Genomic DNA, 21,132 nt, shown 5'->3' on the forward strand with positions numbered 1-21,132 from the left:
CGCGCTCGCCCCTTTTCAGCAGGTGACAGACCGTCACGTAAGGTGGGCCCACTCGACGACGAGGAGGACCCGTGCGCGCCACGACCCTGGTCAGCACCACCGCGGCGGTCGCCGCGACCGTGTCGATCGTCCACCTGGCTGCCCAGCTCACGGATCGCGACGGGCTCGCTGACGTCACGCAGGTGATGCTCATGCCCACCGTCGCGGGCTGGCTCGCCGCCCGCACGTCGGGAGCGCCGCGGCCCCGCATCGTGCGCCGCTTCCTCCTGGGCCTCGGGTTCTCCTGGCTCGGCGACACGGCGCCGCGGTTCCTCGACGGTGACGCGGGGTTCCTGGCGATGGTCGGGTTCTTCCTCGTCGCGCAGGTCGTATACGCGTCGGCGTTCTGGCCGCTGCGCCAGGGCAGCGCGGCGGTGCGCGCCCCGTGGTCGTTGCTCGCGTACGCGGCGGCCCTCGCGATGATCGTCGCGCTGTGCGCCGGCGAGGCTGGACCGCTTCTGCCCGCGCTGCTCGTCTACGCGGGAGCGCTCGTGACGACGTCGGTCCTCGCGTGGGGTGCTGGGCCGGTCGCGGGCGTCGGCGGGGTCGTGTTCCTCGCGTCCGACGCGATGATCGGCCTGCGGGCGTTCGCGCCGTCGTTCGACCCGCCGCAGGAGGGCTTCCTCATCATGTCGACGTACATCGCGGCGCAGGTGCTCCTCGCGCACGCCGTCGCGCAGCACGCGCAGCCGGGGAGGGCCGGTACGCGGACACCTCTGCCGCGTGCTCGCGCTGCTCGCTAGAGTCGGCGTCGGACGCAGGACGATGGCCCCAGAGGGGGACTGCGCCACCGCCGGGCGAACGCCCGCGCCTCGACGACCCCTCACCGAAAGGCCACCCATGCGCACCTCGCGCCCGACCGCCCGCACCGCGGCGGTCCTGCTCGCCACCGCTCTCGTCCTGCCGCTCGCCGCGTGCGGCGACTCGTCTGCGCAGGAGCCGACGGCGTCGGCCACCTCCGCCGCCCCGGTTCCCTCCGCGACGGAGACGCAACAGGCGCCGGGCGCGCCCGAGGACGTCGCGAAGGCCGCGCTCGCGTGGCTCGCGGCGACCGAGCTGACGGACGGGCTGTTCGTCACGGAGTTCGACGGCACGGCCTACCCCGACCAGGGCCTCACGCTCGACGTGCTCGTCGCCGCCCTCGCCGCGGGTGACGACGCGCTCGCGCAGAAGCTCGCCGGGGCGTTCACTGCTGATGTCGTCGACGCCTACGCGGGTGACGGCACGACGACCGGCTACGCGGGCTCGACCGCGAAGGGCGCGGTCGTCCTCGGCGCGGCAGGCAGCGACCTCGCGACCGTGCTGGACGAGCGTCTCGCGACCTACGTCACCGAGTCTGGCCGCATCTCGGACCTGGGCGCCGACGACTACTCGTCGACCGTGAGCCAGGCGTGGGGCGTGCTTGCCCTGGCCCGTCCGGTCGCCGTCGCGAACGACGGTGGCGCCGAGCGACTGACGCGGGCCACTTCGTACCTCGCGTCGCAGCAGTGCGACGACGGGTCGTTCCCCGCGGTGCTCGACGCCGAGGAGTGCGTCGGCGACGTCGACTCGACGGCGTTCGCGCTCTCCGCGCTCACGGGCTACACCCGCTCGGGGGCGACGGACCTCGACGAGGCCGTCACGACGTCGGCTGCCTCGTGGCTCGCCGCTGCAGCGACGGAGGTCGACGGGGGACGCGCCTGGGTGACCGGGGAGCCCGCCGCGGCGAACACGAACTCGGCGGGCGTCGCGCTCGTCGCGCTCACGGACGCCGCGTCCACGGACCCGGTGATCGGCGAGGCGCGCGCCTGGCTCGCGTCGCAGAACGTCCCGGCCGGCGACGGCCTCGCCATCACGTTCGACGGCACCGCGCCTGACGCACGCGCCTCCGCGCAGGCTGTGCCCGCGCTGCTCGGCTCGGGTCTGTTCGACCTCGTGGGGGCTGAGGGCTGATGCGCAGGATCGCCGTCGCGGCGCTCACGGCCGTGCTTGCGCTCGGGCTCGCACCCGCCGCGGGCGCGGCTGACGTGGCCGCGACGGCGTCGGGTCCCGCTCGCACGGCCTCGGACGGCCAGACGTACGGGGGATGCCTCGGCGTCACGATCGTCGTCGACCATGGCGACCTGGACGCTGACGGGCAGCGCGGCGGCGTCGTCCAGTGCGAGCCGACGACCGGGCGCGCCCTCGACGTGCTGCAGGCCGCGGGAGTCAAGCTCGAAGGCACCGCTGCGATGGGGCTCGCGTTCGTGTGCCGCGTCGAGGGGCGGCCCGCATCTGACGAGATCATCACGCTGCCGGACGGTTCGACGCGCACCGAGTCGTGCCAGCGCACGCCGCCCGCGAACGCGTACTGGTCCCTGTGGATCGCCGACTGGGACGCCCAGCCCGACGAGTGGTCGTACGCGTCGGCGGGAGTCAGCGATGTCCAGCTGGGCGCTCGGGACGCGATCGCGCTCGTCTACGCGGTCGGTCGGGACTCGGGGTTGGCGCCGCTCATGTCCCCGGAGAAGGCCCGTTGGCTCGAGCTGCCGAACGGCTGGGAGGGTCGCGTCCCTGCGGGCGACGAAGACGGTGACGGTTCTGGGTCAACTGTGGCCGTGTACGCCGGTGGCGCGTTGCTGCTCGTGCTCGCGGGGGCTGCGACGATGCTCGCGCTGCGTCGTCGGAGGGCGCGGTGACGGACACGCACAGGCGCCCGGGTGTGCACCCGGGCGCGTGGTGGCTGTGGGCGTCGGGCGTGGCTGTCGCGGCGACCGCGACGACGAACGTGCTGCTGCTCGCGCTGCTCGGCGCGGTCGTGCTGCTCACGGTGAGCGTGCACCAGCCCGAGGGCGCGCGGGGCTTCGGCGTGTACCTCGCTGTGGCGGGCGCCGTCGTGGTGGTGCGGGTGCTCGCGCACGTCGTGCTCGCGACGCCCGGCGTGCAGGTGCTGGTGGATCTGCCGGCATTCGACGTCGGGCCGCTCACCCTGCTCGGACCTGTGACGCGAGAAGCGCTCCTCGCCGGGACTGCGGGTGGGCTGCAGCTCGCGGTGCTGATCCTCGCCGTCGGCGCGGCGCACACGATCGCTGACGCTGCGGGCCTGCTCCGGCACGCGCCTGCTGCGCTCGGGCCGATCGCGACCGCCGCTGTCATCGCCGTGTCGACTTTCCCGTCGCTCGTGCGGTCCGTCCTCGACACGCGTGATGCGCTGCGCCTGCGCGGCGTGACGCTCACGGGGCGCGGGGCGCGCGATCGGCACCTGCTCGAGCGCGTCGTCGTGCCTGTGCTCTCGGGGGCGGTCGAGCGGTCGTTCGCGATCGCGACGGGGATGGAGGCGCGCGGGTTCGGGACGACGGATGCCGTGAGGCGTGGTGCCGCACCGCTCACCGTCGCGGCCGTCGGGGCGGCGGGGGCGGCGCTGCTCGCCGTGCTCGACCCGGCGTGGCCGCGGTGGTCCGCGCCTGCGCTCGCCCTGCTTGCGGGCGTGCTGACGTGGCTCGCGCTGCGCGGAGGTGCCGAGGGGCGGCGCACGACGCTGTACCGGCCGCCACGGTGGACGCCTGTGTCCCTCGGGCTCGTGGCGTGCGGGACGGTCGGGGCTGTCGTGGTCGCGACGGCGTCGGTCGCCGTGCGCGTGCCGACGCCGGACGCGTGGCTCGCGCTCTCGGGCGGCGTGCTCGTGGCGGTCGTCGTCGCGGCGGTGCCAGCGTTCGTGGGGCTCGTGCTGCCGGAGGGCGTCGCGGCCCCGCGGGCCCTGGCGACCGCGGGGGTGGCGCGGTGATCCGGCTCGACGACCTGACTGTCGCGATCGGCGACCGCACGCTGCTCGACGGCGTCACGACGGACGTCGCCGAGGGCGACGTCGTGCTGCTCGCCGGACCGACGGGCGTCGGCAAGACGACGCTGCTGCGCACCCTCGCGGGGCTGCGCGACGGCACGGACGCGCGCGCGTCGGGCGCCGTGCGCGTCGGCGGGCGGGACGTGCTGCACGTGCCCGCGCGCGACCGCGCGGACGTGACCGGGTACGTGGGGCAGGACCCGCTCGTGTCGTTCGTGACGGCCCACGTCGAGACGGAGCTCGCGTTCGGGCTCGAGCAGCAGGGCGTCGCGCCCGCGACGATGCGACGTCGGGTGGAGGACACGCTCGACCTGCTCGGCATCGCGGCACTGCGCGACCGGCGCCTCGACACGCTGTCGCTCGGGCAGGCGCAGCGCGTCGCGCTCGGCGCGGTGCTCGTGTCGGAGCCGTCGGTGCTGCTGCTCGACGAGCCGACGTCCGCGCTCGACCCGGTCGCGGCCGACGACGTCGTGGGCGCGCTGCGGCGGCTCGCTCGGGACGTCGGGCTGACGGTCGTGGTCGCTGAGCACCGGCTCGAACGGCTGCTCGGCGTCGCGGACCGCGTGTGGCACCTGCCGGGTGACGGGACGCTCACGGCGGGCGGGCGCGAGGTGCTGCGCGGGACGCCGCAGGCGCCGCCGCTCGTGCGGCTTGCCGACGTCGCCGGGTGGGACGAGGTGCCGCGCGACGTGCGCGGGGCCCGGGCGGCGTTCCTTGCGGAGCCGGGACGGATCGAGCTGCGGGTGCCTGCCGCGCCGGTGGACCCGGGACCTGTGTCCGTGCGCGCGCGGCGCGTCGAGGTGCGGCGGGGGACCGCCGCCGTCGTGCACGGGCTCGACCTGGAGCTGCGCGCGGGCGAGGTGACCGTGCTCATGGGGCGCAACGGCGCGGGGAAGTCGACGCTGCTGCGCGCCCTCGCGGGTGCGCTGCCGCACCGAGGGCGGCTGGAGGTCGACGGCGTGGACCCCGCGCGGCTCGGCGCAGCGGAGGCGCGGCGGCACGTCGTGCTCGTGCCGCAGGAGGTGGGCGCGCTGCTGTTCACCGACTCCGTCGCGGCGGAGTGCGCGTCCGGGGACGGCGACGCCGGGGCGCCTCTGGGGACGACGCGGAGCCTGCTGGACTCGCTCGTGCCGGGCATTCCCGCGAACGTGCACCCGCGCGACCTGTCGGAGGGGGAGCGGCTCGCGCTCGTCGTCGCGATCCAGCTCGCCGCCGGGGCGGGCGTGCTGCTGCTCGACGAGCCGACGCGCGGCCTCGACACGCCCGCGCGGCACGCGCTCGTCGCGGCGCTGCGGTTCCGCGCGGCGGCCGGTGCGATGGTCGTGCTCGCGACGCACGACGTCGAGACCGCGGCCGAGGCTGCCGACCGCGTCGTGGTGCTCTCCGAAGGCGAGGTGATCGCGGACGGGCCCGCGCGGGAGGTGCTGACCGGGTCGTGGGCGGGCGCGCCGCAGGTGGCGCGGGTCGTGCGGCCTCTTCCTGCGTTGACGGTGGGCGAGCTGCGGCGGGTTGATCGCCCGGGTGCTGTGGCGGACAACGCGGCGCTCGACGCGGCCGGGGGGTTCGGGCTCGCGCGCGGGGGACGGGCGTGAGCGCGGTTCCGGCTGCCGTGGGCGGGGTGGAGCGCGCGGTCGCGACACCCGACCGCGCGAGGTGGGTCTCGCGCGGGCTCGTGATGCTGACGAGCTTGCTCGGTGCGGCGATGCTGGGGTGGCCGCTCGTGGGGGCGGCGCTACCACGGGCGGACGGGCAGAGCGCGCCGTGGCTCGTCGTCGTGCTGCTGCCGCTCGTCTTGGCCGCGGCGCTGGCCGCGGTGACGCGCGACCGGCCTGACCCGCGTTCGCTCGCCCTGCTCGGTGTGCTGGCCGCGCTGACGGCGGCGCTGCGGCTGATGGGGACGGGCATCGGGGGAGTCGAGCCGATGTTCATGCTGCTCGTGCTCGCCGGCGCGGCGCTGGGGCCGAGCCTCGGGTTCACGCTCGGGGCGCTCGCGATGCTGGTGTCGGCGCTGCTCACGGCTGGCGTCGGGCCGTGGCTGCCGTTCCAGGCGTTCGCGGCGGCGTGGGTCGGGGCGGGTGCCGGGCTCGTGGGGCGGGTGGTGCTTCCTGGTGGGCGCGGGCGGCCGGGCAGGCGCGCGATCGTCGCGCTCGCCGCGTACGCGGTGGTGGCGGCGTACCTGTACGGCCTGGCGACGAACCTGTGGTTCTGGCCGTTCGCGCTCGGCGGCGCGACGCAGCTGTCCTACGTGCCGGGCGGGGGCCTCGCGGAGAACGTGCCGCGGTTCCTCGCGTACTCGCTCGCGACGTCGACGCTGTCGGTCGACACGGTGCGCGCGGTCGTGACGGCGGCGGGGGTGCTGGCGCTGGGGCGGCCGGTGCTGGCGACTCTGGGGCGTGTGCGCTAGCGCCTTGCCGGTGAGCGTCGAGCGGGGTGACGCGCGCTGAGAGATGTGTCGGGTGCGTGGCTCGGCGACGACCGGCGCGGGACACATCATGCGGAGACGACCACCACTACGGAGGGGCGCGTCTTATGGCGATGAATCTCGCCATAAGAGACCGTAGTGGATAGAACGGTCGTCATAGCGGGAGGAGGCGTGATGGCTGGGTACCGGATCGACAGGCAGATGACAGAGTTTGGCGAGCATGTCCGAGGCTGGCGCATGGTCCTGGGGCTCACGGCTCAACAGGTCGCCGAGCGTGCGGACATCACGCGGGACACTCTCCGCAAGATCGAGCGGGGGGACCCAGGGGTGAGCTTCCGCAACGTGGCGCAGGTGCTCCGTGCGCTCGGCGTGCTCGAGGCGACAGTCGACGCCGTCGACCCGTTGCGCAGCGACATCGGCCGCCTGCGTGCCGGCAACCTCACGAAGAAGCGTGCGCGATGACGACCGTGGAGGTTCTGCTGGACGCGGTGGGAGGCGACGGCGCTCGACCTCCTCTCGGCCGCAGGGATCAGGACTCCGGAGCGACGGCTGACGCGGGTGGGGGAGCGCAGCGTCCTTGTCCTTCGTCGCTTCGATCGCTCGCCGGCGGGCGACTGTGTCGGCTACATCAGCGCGATGACGGCGACGGCTTCAAGCGACGGCGAGCATCGGGACTATGACGCAGAGCGTGAGATCCGTTTAATGGCGGAGTCGACCGAGCCGCGACTTGAGGCTGTGACGGGGGCGGTCTGAGACGTCCCGGAGCCAGGTCTGGAATATCCGGGCATCGGACGGCGTTGGCGTGAGCCGCCGTCGTCCCCGGAGGTCTCATGAGCGTGTCCATTTCACCCACCGTTGTTCTCCCGCCGCTCGATGCACAGGCTGAGCGGCTCATCTCCCTGGAACTCGTCCCTGACCCGGATGCGCTGCGCGCCGAGGTGTCGCGCCTGGCGACCGCCACCCCAGGAGGGTCCCTTCTCGTGCTCCACGAGCGGATCCTTCCCGCCTCGAAGCTCGCGCACCTCATGCGGCTCCCGGCGCCGGGCCGCGCGGGCGCTGCGGGGGAGGTACGGGAGGGTTTCGTCGTCGAGGACATGACCGACGTCGACGAGTTCCGTCCCGCGGCGCACGCGGAGCTTCCGGACGCTGACGTGTACGTCGTCGTCGGCCCTACGCGCGGTGATGAGATGCGGAACTGGTCGCCTGCGGAGGCGCTGCCCGCCCTGACCGCGGCGGGCCGCACACCGATGACGTTGGCCGAGGGCATCCACTGGGCGCTGCAGACGCCAGGGATCATCGAGGCGAACGCGTGCTTCATGACGATCGGCTCGCGCAAGACCAAGCCGAACGGCGACCTGGACACGCGGACGCCGGCGCTGTGGATCTCATCCGGCACGGGCCGCGACGGCCGCGCGCGCAAGGGCGCGCCGAAGGTCGGCTGGTGCTGGTGGGGCAACCGGCACACATGGCTCGGGTTCGCGTCGGCGGCGGGGCGCGTGAGGGCGCAGTGATGCGCGTGACCGGCGAGGACACCTCACGTCGTCGGGCATTGGGCCGATCTGTCTGACGCGACTCTGCGTCGCTTCGCCCGGACCTCTGGAGACTCCTCATGCTCACCACCACCCGCGGTTCGGCCGCACTGCGTGCCCAGCTCGAGAGCGAGCGTGCGGAGAGTGTTGCTGATGCGAGCGCGCTGAGCCGTGTCCTCGCGGTCGCGAGTGATGCGACGTGCGCGGGGGATGTGATGACGGAGGCGCTCGTGGCGATCCGTCGGGCGTTCGGGTGGACGTACGCGATGGTGTGGAAGCTGGATGCGGAGTCGCAGCGGCTGCGTCTGGTGCACGACGACGGCACTGCTCCTCGCGAGTTCCGCGAGTACGCGCAGGGCTTGGCTCTGGGCCCGGGCGAAGGGCTGGCGGGGACGTGCTGGCAGCGTGACGACATGGTCGTCCTGCACGACCTGCGCACGGCTGGCCCGGGTGTGGACGTGTCGCGGATCGAGAGCTCGGGCCTGCTGAGCGGTGTAGCGCTGCCGGTGCGCAGCCGCGGCAAGGTGGTGGCGGTGCTGCAGTTCCTCAACAGCGGGGTGGGGACGCCGTCGGAGTCGCGGCAGTCGATCATGCGCGCTGCGGGGATGCTCGTGTCGGGGCAGTGCGACCGGGCGGCGGAGCGGGAGATCGCAGTCGAGCACGACCGTGACGTCACGGCGCTGACGACTGTCGTGCATGCGGTCGCGAAGGCGACGAGCATCGAGGAGGCGCTCGGCACGGCGCTCGAGACGATCCGCACGGCGTTCGGCTGGGACTACGGCTCCTACTGGACGATCGACGGCGAGCGCGACGCGCTCGTGTTCGCGCAGGAGTCGGGGACGGTCAGCCCGGAGTTCCGGGAGGTGACGCGGACGGCGTCGTTCGTCAAGGGGGTGGGCGTGGCGGGCCGCACGTGGGCGCGCGGCGACATGCTCATCGTGCCGGACCTCGGCGAGGTCACCGACTGCGTGCGCGCGCCTGCTGCGCGACGGTCGGGCGTGAAGTCCGGCGTCTGCCTGCCGGTCGAGGTGGGTGGGGAGATCGTCGGCACGCTCGACTTCTTCGTGACGCGCACGATCGAGCTGTCGGAGAACCGGCAGTCGGCACTGCGGAACACGGCGTTCATGATCGGGCAGAGTCTCGAGCGGTTCCAGGCGTCGATGCGTGTCAACGCGATCGCGCAAGACCTCTTCGACTCGATCCGCTCGGTCGAGTCGAACGTCGCCGACGCTACCGCCGTCGTCGCTGAGGGCCGCACACTGTCGGATGCGACGAACGAGCGCGTCGAGGCGCTCGCGCACGCCAGCCAGGAGATCGGTCAGGTGGTGCGCACCATTCAGGAGATCGCCGCCCAGACCAACCTCCTCGCGCTCAACGCCACCATCGAGGCCGCGCGTGCCGGCGACGCCGGCAAGGGCTTCGCCGTGGTCGCGAACGAGGTCAAGGAGCTCGCCGCCCAGACCGCCCGCGCGACGGCGGAGGTCGAGGGCAAGGTCGCCGCCATCAACACCGAAGTCACCGGCATCACGATGGCACTCGCCGACATCAGCGCCACCGTCGGCCGGATCAACGAGTCGCAGGAGACCATCAGCGAGGTTGTCGCCCACCAGGTGGGGGCTGTGCGGGCCGTGGTGGATACGCGGGTGGGGTAGGCCTCGCACGGGCAGTGTGCCGCTCGCCGACGCCGTCCTGCCACTGATCCGGACATCCGGCGGCGACCTGTGACGGTACCCCGCGGCGAACGAGCACGGCGCGGACTACCAGACGGCTGGGGGCGTCGGCACGCTGGAGGGTGCTGCTTGAGTCGTACCAGCGAAAGCTCGCGCGGCTCGCGTGGCGGACGGCGCACCGTCGGCACCTCGGGAACGACGGCGTGTGGTGTCGCTGACGCAGGCGTATCAGGCGGTCGACGTCGTCGCGGCGCTCGGGGTGCAGGTGCGCGTCGTTGAGGAGTCGTAGGTCGTGACGAACCAGCGCAGGTACCGCCCGGCAGCCGCGGACCTGGGCCGGCTGCGCCGGGTCGCGCGCGAGGCAGGGAGCGATGAGGCGCTCGCGCTGGTGGATGGCGCGATCGCCGAGCTGCATGAGCGGTACCGGCGCCGAACGACGATGATCGAGGCGTTCGACCGGGCGGGGTTGCCGTGACTATCACTCATAGCCACAAGCGACTGAGCGCGTCGGAGTGCACCGCTAGGGTGTCTAGATGAGCAGCGCGCCGGTGAGCAACGACATCGCGGCGGCTATTGCCGCCTTCTTTCATGCGGGCGAAGGACCCTCGCACTCCGCTGTGTCCAGGTCGCTCATTGCCGCCGGCCTGGACGACGGGTATGTGTACCGGCCCCGCAGCAAGGCACAAGCAAGGAGCAGCGTGTTCTGCAGGCATTCCGGCGTGCGGAGCAACAGGGTGGCGGGCGCAAACTCGTAGACGGGCCGCTATCTGCTTTCCGCCATGCGAACCTCTAAGGCCTGCCCCCGAGCGAGTAGTCTCACGACGAGCAGCGGCTGCGTGTCGCGCTTGGGCGCGCCGGGTGGATGTTGACTGATGATGGTCAGTTGCGCGCCTTGGCCGGTGCCGATCTCGACTCGGGAGGGCGAGAAGCCATCGATGAGAGCCTCACGAGGCTGCGAGCCAGCACGGCAGATCCTGCACTGCTGATTGGAACCGCGAAAGATCTGCTTGAGTCCGTGGCGAAGTACGTCCTGGAGGAGAACGGGATGCCCGTGCCGTCGTCGATGAGCTTTGACGCCCTGTGGCACGTAGCCCGCGAGCGGCTCGGGGTGCTGCCTGAGCGTGTTGACAAGTCCGTGCCCGGCTTTGAGGCGATCCGCGCGATTCATCAGTCCTCGTGGACCATCGCCAAGAACGTCAGCGACTTGCGGAACCTGCAAGGAACCGGCCACGGGCGCACACTGCCGACGGGCGTCACCGAGGACCTCGCGCTTCTCGTGGTGCGGGAGGCATGCAGTGTTGCGGAGTACATGCTTCGGCGGCTTGACGCCGAGCACGGCAGGACCTGAAGCTCGAACAGCAAGCGCGAGCCTGGCGCCCCGGCTGTTGCCCCTGCCGAGCGCACCTCGAGGGGGCTGGACGCACGAGCATGCTGGTGTGAAGGGCTTGTCAGGAGTCACCCTCAAAGCGAGTGTCGGTCTCTACTCGCCTCGCCGGCACCGATCGAACACCCGGCTCGATCTTCGATCGGGACCAAGGGTACGTGCGCGAAAAGGCCCTTCCCGGGTCGAGGGCCGGGCAGCTCAATGCCTCACCGATCCGTCTACGCGGGGTGAGGCTGGGGGGGCGGACGGGCTAGTCGCCCTTGGCTCGCAGGGTAACTGCGTGGCCGTCGGCTCAACCTTCAGAGTTCGAACGCTAGTCTCGATCTGCGGCCATCAAGGCCCGGGACTGGTGAACTAAAGCAACCCGTGGTGATAGGACGGTGGTGGCATTGATGACTCGATCCGTATTGGGCGGCGCACGCGCCCCAATGGCTGCGCTATTCATCATCGGAACTCTGCTCGTTAGTGCGCTGGCTGGATGCAATGCGTCGCATGATTTCGAAGGTGACGCTCGTGGGGCAGTCGAGACGAGCAAGATCGCGAGGGCTCAACCCGAACCGCGCTGTGACACGTCGTTGCCGGATGTCCGAAAGCCAGGTCGCAACCTAACAACGCGAAGTGTCGAAGAGATCCAGGAGACGGTTGGCGCCAAAGTCGATGGAGCATATGGCCGAGAAACGACTGCACGCGTCCGGGTCTGGCAGCGGTGCAACGGGATTAGGGAAAATGGAGATTGGGGAACAAAGACCGATGCCCTGGCGTTCCCGGAGCGGCAGGTGCCGGATCCTAGGTGGGGTCGGAAGATTGATGCGGATCCCGAGCTGGACCTCACTACGTGGCGGTGTTTCGACACGACATCATTTGATCGCGATGCTCACAATGATAACTACTGTGAGAATGAGGACGGAGGGCGGTTTGTTTCGGACTCCGAGGCGGTCGAGCTTGATCCGACCTACAGTCCTGGAAAGGCCGGGCACGCCTGGTACAACGAACAGTGACGTGAACGATGCCTCCAACGTCTAGCCGGTCTGGGCGCAACGAGCGCGGTCAGGTCACGGCGCACCGCCGTTCGCGACAGCTTCACCCACGGGCCGCCGCCGCAACGGCGTCCTGCGCCACGCGTGCGAGCAACGGACGCACCGGTATCGCCGACCCCCAGCCTTCAGGACAGTCGGGCGCCCACCGAACGGCTCGTGCGTGACTCGGCGCACCACTGTGCCGCGCGGCGCGCTCTGAGCGTCGCACCAATGGCCGAACTCGTCGGCATCAACCACGCGGCAAGCCAGCGAGCCCGGCCGGGCTCCAACCGCTGCCCGCCGGCGACGAGGTCCAGTCCGTCTGGGCCTCAGAACGTCGTCGGCTCAGGAGGGCCGAAGGTAGCGTCTTCCATTTCGTGGTTGTCCTAGTGGGCGGTGTGAGAACTCCCCGTCCTGGGGCTCGACCCCTCACCACCCAACGCCAGGGTCGCGCCGAGGCTGAGGTCGATGCGGACGCCCGTCCCGGGGTGACCAGCGAAGACCTGCGGAGATTAAGACGCTCAAGGCCCGGGGTCGCCTACTGGAAGAAGACAACGTGATCTCGAAGGCCGCGACGGCCTTTCGTCGTCGGGTAGCTCGACCCCCACAACCGATGATCATGGGATTCATCGACTCCCTGCGAGCCCAGGTCCTTGCGGTCGTGTCGGTCTGCGCGGTGCTGCGTGAGCAGGGCTGTGCTTGACCACTCCGTGTCGGAGAGCGGTTGCTCGTCTGCGGTCCGCGCGTGGCCCGCCAAGTGGTTACATCCTGGGAGCTCCACGGCAGGACACCGCAAGTGCGTCGCGCGGCAAAGTCCGCCGACCCCTCGGTCGGGGTCCTTAAGGGCAGGTATCGCGGCATTGAGGTTCAGACCTCCCCTGGCCCCCTCCAAGCGTCGCATGCGGTCTTAGCAAGATATGCGGTGCGCAGGGCGATGCGGTCCTCGTCCCACGTGTCTCCCCAGGTCCGTGCGAGATCCCCCTGAAGCCCGTCCGGTGCTTGGAGAACGCTACCTGCGGTCACGAGGAGGACCGCGTGCTTCGTGAGCTCACGGCGCTTGGTCGGCCAAGAGCCGTTGCTGATCGCAGAGTTCAGTTTTGTGGTCGTCAGAGTGAGGTTGCCCAGACTGTGGATCGCCCGCTGCCGTCGGAGCTCGGCGTCCTCAATGGGCCGGTCTGTCGGCAACGGGTAGTACTGTGACCACTTCTGCGGAATGAGGTGCTCGATGCTCAACTTCGCTACCTGCGCTGGGACAAAATGCGCTTCTGACTTCTCACGCCGTAGCTCTGTCTCCACGCCACCGAGAACCACCCTGAGTCGCGGCCCTCGAAGCGTCCGGTAGATCGAATCCCGCATTAGCGCCTGCAGGAACTCAGCGTCGTCGGGCCAGTAGCGCGACGCTGCCGTCTGGTCCGTCAGAAGCTCGACGAGGCGGTCGCCCACGTTGCTATCCTCCGCCACTCGCAGGTTCTGGAGCAGCGTCAGGAAGAGCCGGTTGTAGTCCTTGGTAGTCAGGCCGCAGACCATTCTGCGGATGATGAACGATTCGACCGCGGTAGCCGCCCGCTCGCGCTGCGCGTCGGCGACACCGGCGCGAGCGTAGAGGTGCAGGAGGACAGGGATGGGAGTACTGGTCGTCAACAGATCTAGGACCTGCAGTAGACGCCCAGTCGGATGTGTCGGCTGGAGATTCTCCATGGACTGCATGGCTCGCCCGTGATGTGCGAGATCGGCGAGGATGTCAGCCGCCGACAGACTGGTCTTGCGCAGCCATATGCGGAAGTCGGTAAACAGCCGCTCGACGGGCACCTCGGAGCCCGTATTGATCGAGAGCCAGTAGGAGAGCAGCAGGTCCAGGCGCGCCCGTCGGATGCGGCCCGTCGTCACTTCCTCGCGCCATCGCTGGACTTCGAACGGTCGCCAGTACTTCTCGTAGAGCGCGTCGACGTCGCTCCCTTCCATCTCGGCGAGCCGAAATAGCGTGTTCTTGACCAGGTCCGCGGCCTGCAACCGGGTTCCGCGATCATTGAGAGTCTCGAAGATGATCTGGGCGTCGTCTTGCTCCTCGAGCTGAATCTCTACCAGTCCAAGCCTTTCCCTGATCGCGATCACCAGCGCGTCCAGGCGCTGCCCAACCGCGCTGACCTCGCTGAGCCAGTCCTGGACCTCGCCGTCAAAGAACCTGCGCGCTTCGACCAACCCGTGCTCGCCCCCGGAGCGTGGCGGCATTTTCGGGACAAACGCGTCCCGAAATGCATCACGATCCGGACGGGACGGCCAGACCTTGTACCGCTCATACGGGTGCTCAGGGTGGATGAGCTGCTCGGTGTTGTTGAGGAGCATGTTGAGGAGTGCTTCGGCGTTCGTGGCTCCGTTCGCCTTGGCAGCACCCCTGCACGCCGCGATTAGTACCTGGAGAGTTGTCAGTCGCTGCTGGCCGTCGATTACACTCATCGCAACGATCCGGCCCGGGCTGACCGGCATCCGCTCGAGGACAAGGGCCCCAAGGAAGTGTGTCCTGCTCACCTTGTTGACGTCGGTGACGACGCCTGCCTGTTCGGCCTCGACCTCCTCAGCTGCGGAACGCACGTCGTCCCACAGCGGCGCCCAGTTGCGTCCTTCCTCCCAGACATAGGGGCGTTGGAAGATTGGGACAACGTGGCGCCTGTCAGTACCGAAGATGTGCACGAGCTGGACCGTATCGGCCTTCACTTTTCTACTCCTTTGGCGTAAGCGGTGAGACCCGGCATCCCGACGCCGGTCGGGTTGCATGTAGCGGAACTCCTGCCATATTCGTGATCGGCCGTGGCGCTCCGCACCTTGAGTATCACGGGCCTCTGACACGCGGCACGCAACGTCACCGGTGCGGTGAGGACGACCTGGGCGTGCAGAGTGCCGCTCCGCTGCTCGACGCGTTGACAGCGCCGGATTGCGCGTTCCCAAGGCTCGTCGGGGGTCTTTCCAAGGGGGCTGCCATGACTCCCATCCTCCCTGGCCGAGAGCCTCTACAAGACCCGCGGTTCAGTTGCCTCGCGAGAGCCAGCCCGAGCGGGGTCCCGATCGGGGATTCGCGGCTCATCCCAATGCAGGGTGTAGTTGGGGCTGCTGCACGGATAGGTGACAGTTCGTCTCAGGCGGCGAGTGCGACCTGAGGGGGCATGAGTGTCTCGAACTCCACCGGGGTCAACCGCCCCAGACGGACCTGCCGCCGCCAGCGGTTATAGGTCCTTTCGATCCAGGTGACGATCGCGATCCGCAGCTCGGCCCGCGTCGCCCAACGACGGCGATCAAGGACGTTCCTCTGCAGCAACGCGAAGAACGATTCCATCGCCGCGTTGTCGCCGGCCGCCCCGACCTGCCCCATGGATCCGACGAGGCCGTAGCGGGCCAGGAGGCGCAGCACCTTGCGGCTGCGGAACTGACTTCCCCGGTCGGAGTGCATGACGCATCCGGCCACGTTCCCTCGCATCGTTACCGCGTTCTCGATCGCACGCACGACCAGCCGAGACTTCATCCGAGAGTCGATCGCATGCCCGACGATCCGTCCGGAGAACGCGTCCTTGATCGCACACATGTAGAGCTTGCCCTCGGCAGTCTTGTGCTCGGTGATGTCGGTCAATCAGAGCTCGTCCGGGCGCTCCGCGGCAGAGACATGCCGAGTGCGACCGTGCTCGTCGACCTGAGCGCACAGGTCGTCGTGGGCCGGCGGGCCCGGGCAGCGGCCGTTCTTGCCTCGCTCCTTGCCGAACGAGGACCACCAGCCGGTGGCCGAGGTGATACGGAAAGCGGTGCGATCAGCCATCGGCTGCCCGGCCGTGCGGGCTTCGTCGGCCAGGAGACGGTGGCCGAACTCCGGGTCGTCACGGTGGGTATCGAACAACGCATTCGCGGCTCATCGCATTTGAGGGTGTAGTCGGGGTCTGAAGCCGCCGGCTTCGAGCAGGCTGCGGGCGATGTAGTTGGTGAGGTTGCGGAAGCCGAGGGCTGAGCCGCGTAGGTGTTCGAGTCGGCCGTTGATCGCCTCGGTCGGACCGTTGCTGGTGCCGGGCCGGTCGAAGAACGCGAGGATGTCGGTGGCGCGTTGCTTCATCGTGCGGCCGGGCTTGCGGATCTCGACGAGGGTGTCGGGAACTGCGGTGGTGATGGAGGCGATCACGGCCCCCATCATGGTCTTGGCCGCATGCTTGTTGGGTTCGCGGTAGGCGGCGATGATGCGCTGGTAGATGCCCCAGGTCGCTTCAACTTCTCGGCGATCAGGCACTTTGACGCGGTACGTGTTGGCATGGGGTACGCCGATCTGATCTACCCGACTCATCCCGTCGTCTCGGCCGCAGACCTCGGCGCGTACGCCGACGGGATGGGGATCTGAGCGAGTGACGGGCCGCCCTCGGATCGGGCCGTCGCTGAGCTTCGCTCGCGCAGCTGACAGGATCCCAAGCATGCGACGATATTGTTGCCGTGCAATGGAGTCTGCGGCCGGCGTGGTGGAGATGATTTCTATGGACAAGAATCTTCTAGCGCGTCGCTACGTGGGGGAGTCTGAGGTTCAGAGATGATCGACGAGGCTCACAGTGGCGATGCTCCGGTGCTGACTGAGTACGACGCGCAGGTCTGGCAGAAGTTGAACGAGCACTGGGAAGGCCGTGCACGTCGGCGGGAGATCCCTGCATGGGCGAGTTCGGCTCTCGAGCGTTCTGGCTCAGCTGCGCGGGAAGTCGCGTCACGCGCTGGTGCGGCTGTCCCGGACGTCGTGCGTATACCCGTGCAGAACGCCAGCGAAGCCGTAGTGGATCGCGCCGCTCGTCCGGCGATCGCCGCTGCAGTCAGCCTGCTTGAGCTCGTCAACGATTGGGCGGCACAACTGCAGGACCCGGCCAACATCAAGAGAATTGCGCAGAAGCAGGGGCTCGATATCGCGGACTTCAAAGAACTCCGCCATCAAGACCTGAAGACCTGCGACCGCCTGCTGTCTCACAACACGCTTACCTGGCGGACCATGGGGGCGCTCGAGGGCGGCGCTATGGGAGCTCTTGCACTCGTGCCTGTCGCAGGGATACCGCTTTCGCTGACCGTTGATGTGCTCGTCGTCCAGGTCCTCAGCGTCTCGATCGCCTCGCGCGTTGCATACGCATACGGCTTCGACGCGAAGGACCCGGCAGAGGCGGACTTCGTACAGGATCTGGTGCGTCAGAGCTTCATGGCCCAGGCATTGAAGGCGGAGCCGCTTCGTGAGACTGCACAGGCTGCGCAAGCTATCAAGGGTCGCGTCCGGTGGTCAGCCAAGCTCCGTGAGGATCACCGTCTCATCGCACAGGTCGAAAAGCTCCTGCAGAAGCTCGGGCCATCAGGCACCCGCGTACCGGTACAGAACGTCGGCAAGGTTCTTCCGTTCATTGGAATTGCCATCGGGGCCGGAGTCAACGCTGCAGTTCTCGGGAAGGTCGCGTCCGACGCGCAGAAATACTGCCAGACGCGCACGCTCTGCGAGAGATACGGGTTGCCATACCCCGCATGGATGCGGTCCGCGGCTGCAATGCCAGGCGTCCACGTAGATCTCGGGGTGCCGTCCCTGACGTCGGGCAACACCAGGCCCACGGGCGAGGAGCGCGACTGATCCGGTGCTCATAGATCCGTGTCGAAGCGCTCTACACCGAGAAGTACTTAGCCTCCGGGTGATGGAACACAAACGCATCCGTCGACTGCTCCGGGTGCAGCTGCAGCTCGTCTGACAGCACCACCCCGGCCCGCTCAGCCCGCAGCAACTCGACGACCTTCCGCCGGTCCTCCATGTCGGGGCATGCCGGATACCCGAGTGAGTACCGTGCCCCCCGGTACTCCACCTTGAACATGCCCTCCAAAGAAGCTGGGTCCTCCGCACCGAACCCGAGCTCCTCACGCATCCGCGAGTGCCAGAACTCCGCCAGCGACTCCGTCAGCTGCACCGACAGCCCGTGCAGCTCGACATACTCGCGGTACTTGTTCTCCGCGAACAGGGCCGCCGTGAAGTCGTTCACGCGCGCGCCGATCGTCACGAGCTGCACGCCCAGCACGTCCACCTCACCCGAAGACCGGGGCCGCACAAAATCCGCGAGGCACAGGTGCCGGTCGCGGCGCTGCCGCGGGAACGTGAACCGCATCCGCTCCGTGCCCGGCTCGCCGCCAGACCCGCCGTCGGGCCCGTCGTGGTGCAGCACCACGACGTCGTTGCCCTCCGAGTAGGCGGGGAAGTAGCCGTACAGCACCGTCGGCTCGAACATCTCCTCCGCGACGATCCGGTCCAGCCACGCCCGCAGGCGCGGCCGCCCCTCCGTCTCGACAAGCTCGGCGTAGGAGAGTGCGTCGTCGGCCCGCGACGGCTTGAGACCCCACTGACCCATGAACGTCGCCCGCTCGTCCAGGAACGCCGCATAGTCCGCGAGGCGCACGCCCTTGACGACGCGCGTGCCCCAGAACGGCGGCGTCGGCACCGGGTTGTCCAGCGCGACGTCCGAGCGAGCCGGCAGGTCGGCGTCGTCCGTGAACGTCGGCGTCACCACCGCGTGGCGACGCTTCTTCAGCGGCGGCAGCCCGACGGCGTCACGCGCCTCGCCCCGCGCGATACGGACGAGCGGCTCCATGAGCCGCAGCCCCTCGAACGCGTCCTTCGCGTACCGCACCTCGCCCTCGTAGAGGTCCGCGAGGTCGTCCTCCACGTACGTGCGCGTGAGCGCCGCACCACCCAGGATCGCCGGGTACTTCGAGGCGAGCCCGCGTGCGTTGAGCTCTAGGAGGTTTTCCTTCATCACGAGCGTCGACTTCACGAGCAGCCCGGACATCCCGATCACGTCGGCGCCGTGCTCCTCGGCGGCGTCGATCATCGCGGAGATCGACTGCTTGATGCCGATGTTGATCACCGTGTAGCCGTTGTTCGTCAAGATGATGTCGACGAGGTTCTTGCCGATGTCGTGCACGTCCCCGCGCACCGTCGCCAGCACGATCGTGCCCTTGCTCGCCGACGCCCCCGACGCGTCCACGACCTTCTCCATGTGCGGCTCGAGGTACGCGACCGCCGTCTTCATCGTCTCCGCGGACTGCAGCACGAACGGCAGCTGCATCTCACCCTTGCCGAACAGCTCGCCGACGACCTTCATGCCCTCGAGCAGGTGGTCGTTGACGATGTCGAGCGCCTTCAGCCCCTCCGCGAGCGCCGCATCCAGGTCGTCGGACAGGCCCTTGAGCTCGCCGTCGACGATGCGACGCGCGAGGCGCTCACCGAGCGGCAGTGCCGCGAGCTCGGCGGCACGCTGGTCCTTCATCGACGCCGCGTCGACGCCGGAGAACAGGTCGAGCAGGTGCGCGAGCGGGTCGTGCACGAGGTTCCCCTCGTCGTCGTACCGCCGCCGGTCCCACACCAGGTCGAGCGCGGCCTCGCGCTGCTCCGTCGGGATCTTCGCGAGCGGGAGGATCTTCGCCGCGTGCACGATCGCCGAGTCCAGTCCCGCCTCGACAGCCTCGTGGAGGAACACCGAGTTGAGCACCGTCCGCGCGGCCGGGTTGAGGCCGAAGGACACGTTCGAGACGCCGAGCGTCGTGTGCACGCCCGGGTACTTCGCCTTAAGCGCGCGGATCGCCTCGATCGTCTCGATCGCGTCCCGGCGCGTCTCCTCCTGACCCGTCGCGATCGGGAACGTGAGCGTGTCGACGATGATGTCCTCGACCGCCATGCCCCACGTGCCGACCAGGTCGTCGATGAGCCGGCTCGCGATCGCCACCTTGTGGTCCGCCGTGCGCGCCTGCCCCTCCTCGTCGATCGTCAGCGCGATCACCGCCGCGCCGTGCTCCTTGACGAGCGGCATGATCCGCCCATAGCGCGACGTCGGGCCGTCGCCGTCCTCGAAGTTCACCGAGTTCACGACGGCGCGCCCACCCACGAGCTCGAGCCCCGCCCGCAGCACCTCGGGCTCGGTGGAGTCCAGCACGAGCGGCAGCGTCGACGCCGACGCGAGCCGCGACACGACCTCCCGCGCGTCCGCCGAACCGTCGCGGCCCACATAGTCGACGCACACGTCGAGCAGGTGCGCGCCGTCGCGCGTCTGGTCGCGCGCGATGCGCACGCACTCGTCCCACTCGCCCGCGAGCATCGCCTCACGGAACGCCTTCGAGCCGTTCGCGTTCGTGCGCTCACCGATCGCGAGGAAGCTCGCGTCCTGGTCGAAGTCCACGTGCGAATACAGGCTCGCCACACCCTGCTCGGGCTTCGGGTCCCGCACGACGACGGGCGCCCCGCCCACGGCGTCGACGACGGCGCGCAGGTGCTCCGGCGTCGTACCGCAACACCCGCCCACCAGGGACAGGCCGAACTCGCCGACGAACTGCTTGTGCGCCGCCGCGAGCTCCGCCGGGGAGAGCGGGTACTCCGCGCCGTTCTTGCCGAGCACCGGCAGGCCCGCGTTCGGCATGCACGTCACCGGCACGGGGGAGTGCTTCGACAGGTGGCGCAGGTGCTCGCTCATCTCCGCCGGCCCCGTCGCACAGTTCAGGCCGATCGCGTCGACGCCGAGCACGCGCAACGTCGTGACCGCCGCACCGATCTCGGAGCCCATGAGCATCGTGCCCGTCGTCTCGACGGTCACCTGCGCGAAGATCAGGACGTGCGTCCCGAGCCGCTCCATCGCGGCCTTCGCGCCGTTGATCGCGGCCTTCGCCTGCAGCAGGTCCTGCGCCGTCTCGATGAGCAGCGCGTCCGCACCGCCCCGGACGAGGCCCTCTGCCTGCAGCGAGAACGTGTCCTTGAGGTGCGCGTACGTCGTGTGGCCGAGGCTCGGCAGCTTGGTACCCGGGCCCATCGAGCCGAGCACCCAGCGCTCCCGCCCGTCCGCAGCCGTGTGCTTCTCCGCGCTACGCCGCGCGATCACCGCGCCCGCCTCCGCGAGCTCAGTGATGCGGTCGTCGATGTCGTAGTCCGACAGGTTCGACCAGTTCGCGCCGAACGTGTTCGTCTCGACGCAGTCCACGCCGACCGCGAAGTACGCGTCGTGCACCGACTCCACGACGTCGGGCCGCGTCACGTTGAGGATCTCGTTGCAGCCCTCGAGGTCGAGGAAGTCCGCGAGCGTCAGGTCGGCCGCCTGGAGCATCGTCCCCATCGCGCCGTCGGCCACGACGACCCGGGTCTCGAGGGCATTCTTCAAGGACTGGGCGCGCGCGGTCAGCATGCGGCGAGTCTAGGACCGCGTCGCGGACTTGAGACGGGGTGTCCACGGGACGACGCCGGACGTCGCACGAACGCCCGCG

The 21,132-nt window shown here is 69.7% G+C and carries 14 protein-coding genes and 3 pseudogenes; 13 read left to right on the top strand and 4 right to left on the bottom strand.

All coding sequences use genetic code 11. The features are described 5' to 3' along the window. The first annotated feature begins 71 nt into the window (after positions 1-71). The 12 genes and pseudogenes from HF995_RS07905 (at position 72) to HF995_RS07960 (ending at position 10,807) form a co-directional block, all read left to right on the top strand. Positions 72-782, top strand: coding sequence for a lysoplasmalogenase family protein (locus HF995_RS07905; RefSeq protein ID WP_168447265.1), 711 nt, complete (start codon positions 72-74; stop codon positions 780-782). Between the two features lie 97 nt (positions 783-879). Beyond that, entirely contained in the window at positions 880-1,971 is a 1,092-nt protein-coding gene (locus HF995_RS07910; protein WP_168447266.1) for a prenyltransferase/squalene oxidase repeat-containing protein, read from the top strand. Further along, positions 1,971-2,696, top strand: a complete 726-nt coding sequence (locus HF995_RS07915) for a hypothetical protein (protein ID WP_168447267.1) — start codon at positions 1,971-1,973, stop codon at positions 2,694-2,696. The genes HF995_RS07910 and HF995_RS07915 overlap by 1 nt, the downstream gene beginning before the upstream one ends. Continuing rightward, on the top strand, positions 2,693-3,781 hold the full coding sequence (locus HF995_RS07920; RefSeq protein WP_168447268.1) for an energy-coupling factor transporter transmembrane component T: 1,089 nt from the start codon (positions 2,693-2,695) through the stop codon (positions 3,779-3,781). The genes HF995_RS07915 and HF995_RS07920 overlap by 4 nt, the downstream gene beginning before the upstream one ends. Then, complete coding sequence (locus HF995_RS07925; RefSeq protein ID WP_168447269.1) at positions 3,778-5,430, top strand: ABC transporter ATP-binding protein; 1,653 nt, start codon at positions 3,778-3,780, stop codon at positions 5,428-5,430. The genes HF995_RS07920 and HF995_RS07925 overlap by 4 nt, the downstream gene beginning before the upstream one ends. Then, positions 5,427-6,242: an ECF transporter S component gene (locus HF995_RS07930; protein WP_168447270.1), complete on the top strand. Its 816-nt coding sequence runs from the start codon at positions 5,427-5,429 to the stop codon at positions 6,240-6,242. Before HF995_RS07925 ends, HF995_RS07930 begins: the two co-directional genes overlap by 4 nt. A 192-nt stretch (positions 6,243-6,434) precedes the next feature. Further along, positions 6,435-6,722 carry a helix-turn-helix domain-containing protein gene (locus HF995_RS07935; RefSeq protein ID WP_168447271.1) on the top strand — a complete coding sequence of 96 codons (288 nt, stop codon included), beginning with the start codon at positions 6,435-6,437 and terminating at the stop codon, positions 6,720-6,722. 42 nt (positions 6,723-6,764) lie between these two features. Beyond that, a pseudogene (locus HF995_RS07940) lies at positions 6,765-7,013 on the top strand (HipA domain-containing protein); the annotation flags it as partial. Between the two features lie 77 nt (positions 7,014-7,090). After that, positions 7,091-7,771, top strand: a complete 681-nt coding sequence (locus HF995_RS07945) for a DUF5701 family protein (RefSeq protein ID WP_168447272.1) — start codon at positions 7,091-7,093, stop codon at positions 7,769-7,771. Between the two features lie 98 nt (positions 7,772-7,869). Then, a complete protein-coding gene (locus HF995_RS07950) occupies positions 7,870-9,441 on the top strand; it encodes a methyl-accepting chemotaxis protein (RefSeq protein ID WP_168447273.1) in 1,572 nt (523 codons plus the stop codon). A gap of 310 nt (positions 9,442-9,751) precedes the next feature. Next, positions 9,752-9,934, top strand: coding sequence for a hypothetical protein (locus HF995_RS07955; protein WP_168447274.1), 183 nt, complete (start codon positions 9,752-9,754; stop codon positions 9,932-9,934). Between the two features lie 387 nt (positions 9,935-10,321). Continuing rightward, a complete protein-coding gene (locus HF995_RS07960; RefSeq protein WP_491044408.1) occupies positions 10,322-10,807 on the top strand; it encodes an abortive infection family protein in 486 nt (161 codons plus the stop codon). A gap of 1,919 nt (positions 10,808-12,726) precedes the next feature. Here HF995_RS07960 and HF995_RS07970 read toward each other — a convergent pair. The 3 genes and pseudogenes from HF995_RS07970 to HF995_RS07985 form a co-directional block, all read right to left on the bottom strand. Further along, complete coding sequence (locus HF995_RS07970; RefSeq protein WP_168447277.1) at positions 12,727-14,571, bottom strand: DUF262 domain-containing protein; 1,845 nt, start codon at positions 14,569-14,571, stop codon at positions 12,727-12,729. 418 nt (positions 14,572-14,989) lie between these two features. Continuing rightward, a pseudogene (locus tag HF995_RS13875) lies at positions 14,990-15,745 on the bottom strand (IS3 family transposase); the annotation flags it as partial. 6 nt (positions 15,746-15,751) lie between these two features. Continuing rightward, positions 15,752-16,105: pseudogene (locus HF995_RS07985) on the bottom strand (transposase); the annotation flags it as partial. A gap of 306 nt (positions 16,106-16,411) precedes the next feature. Here HF995_RS07985 and HF995_RS07990 point away from each other — a divergent pair. After that, a complete protein-coding gene (locus HF995_RS07990) occupies positions 16,412-17,473 on the top strand; it encodes an EcsC family protein (protein ID WP_168447279.1) in 1,062 nt (353 codons plus the stop codon). A 31-nt stretch (positions 17,474-17,504) separates the two neighbouring features. On the opposite strand, the gene metH is transcribed toward HF995_RS07990, so the two are convergent. Beyond that, positions 17,505-21,053 (bottom strand): methionine synthase, encoded by a 3,549-nt coding sequence (metH, locus tag HF995_RS07995; protein ID WP_168447280.1) that lies wholly within the window; start codon positions 21,051-21,053, stop codon positions 17,505-17,507. Positions 21,054-21,132 lie beyond the last annotated feature (79 nt).

The sequence above is a fragment of the Sanguibacter hominis ATCC BAA-789 genome (assembly GCF_012396185.1).
Classification (GTDB): Bacteria; Actinomycetota; Actinomycetes; order Actinomycetales; family Cellulomonadaceae; genus Flavimobilis; species Flavimobilis hominis.

Bases quoted from the DNA above. Each gene is read 5' to 3' on its own strand.
- HF995_RS07990 (WP_168447279.1), top strand. From the start codon at position 16,412: ATGATCGACGAGGCTCACAGTGGCGATGCTCCGGTGCTGACTGAGTAC.
- HF995_RS07915 (WP_168447267.1), top strand. From the start codon at position 1,971: ATGCGCAGGATCGCCGTCGCGGCGCTCACGGCCGTGCTTGCGCTCGGG.
- metH (WP_168447280.1), bottom strand. From the start codon at position 21,053: ATGCTGACCGCGCGCGCCCAGTCCTTGAAGAATGCCCTCGAGACCCGG.
- HF995_RS07935 (WP_168447271.1), top strand. From the start codon at position 6,435: ATGGCTGGGTACCGGATCGACAGGCAGATGACAGAGTTTGGCGAGCAT.
- HF995_RS07960 (WP_491044408.1), top strand. From the start codon at position 10,322: ATGTTGACTGATGATGGTCAGTTGCGCGCCTTGGCCGGTGCCGATCTC.
- HF995_RS07945 (WP_168447272.1), top strand. From the start codon at position 7,091: ATGAGCGTGTCCATTTCACCCACCGTTGTTCTCCCGCCGCTCGATGCA.
- HF995_RS07950 (WP_168447273.1), top strand. From the start codon at position 7,870: ATGCTCACCACCACCCGCGGTTCGGCCGCACTGCGTGCCCAGCTCGAG.
- HF995_RS07910 (WP_168447266.1), top strand. From the start codon at position 880: ATGCGCACCTCGCGCCCGACCGCCCGCACCGCGGCGGTCCTGCTCGCC.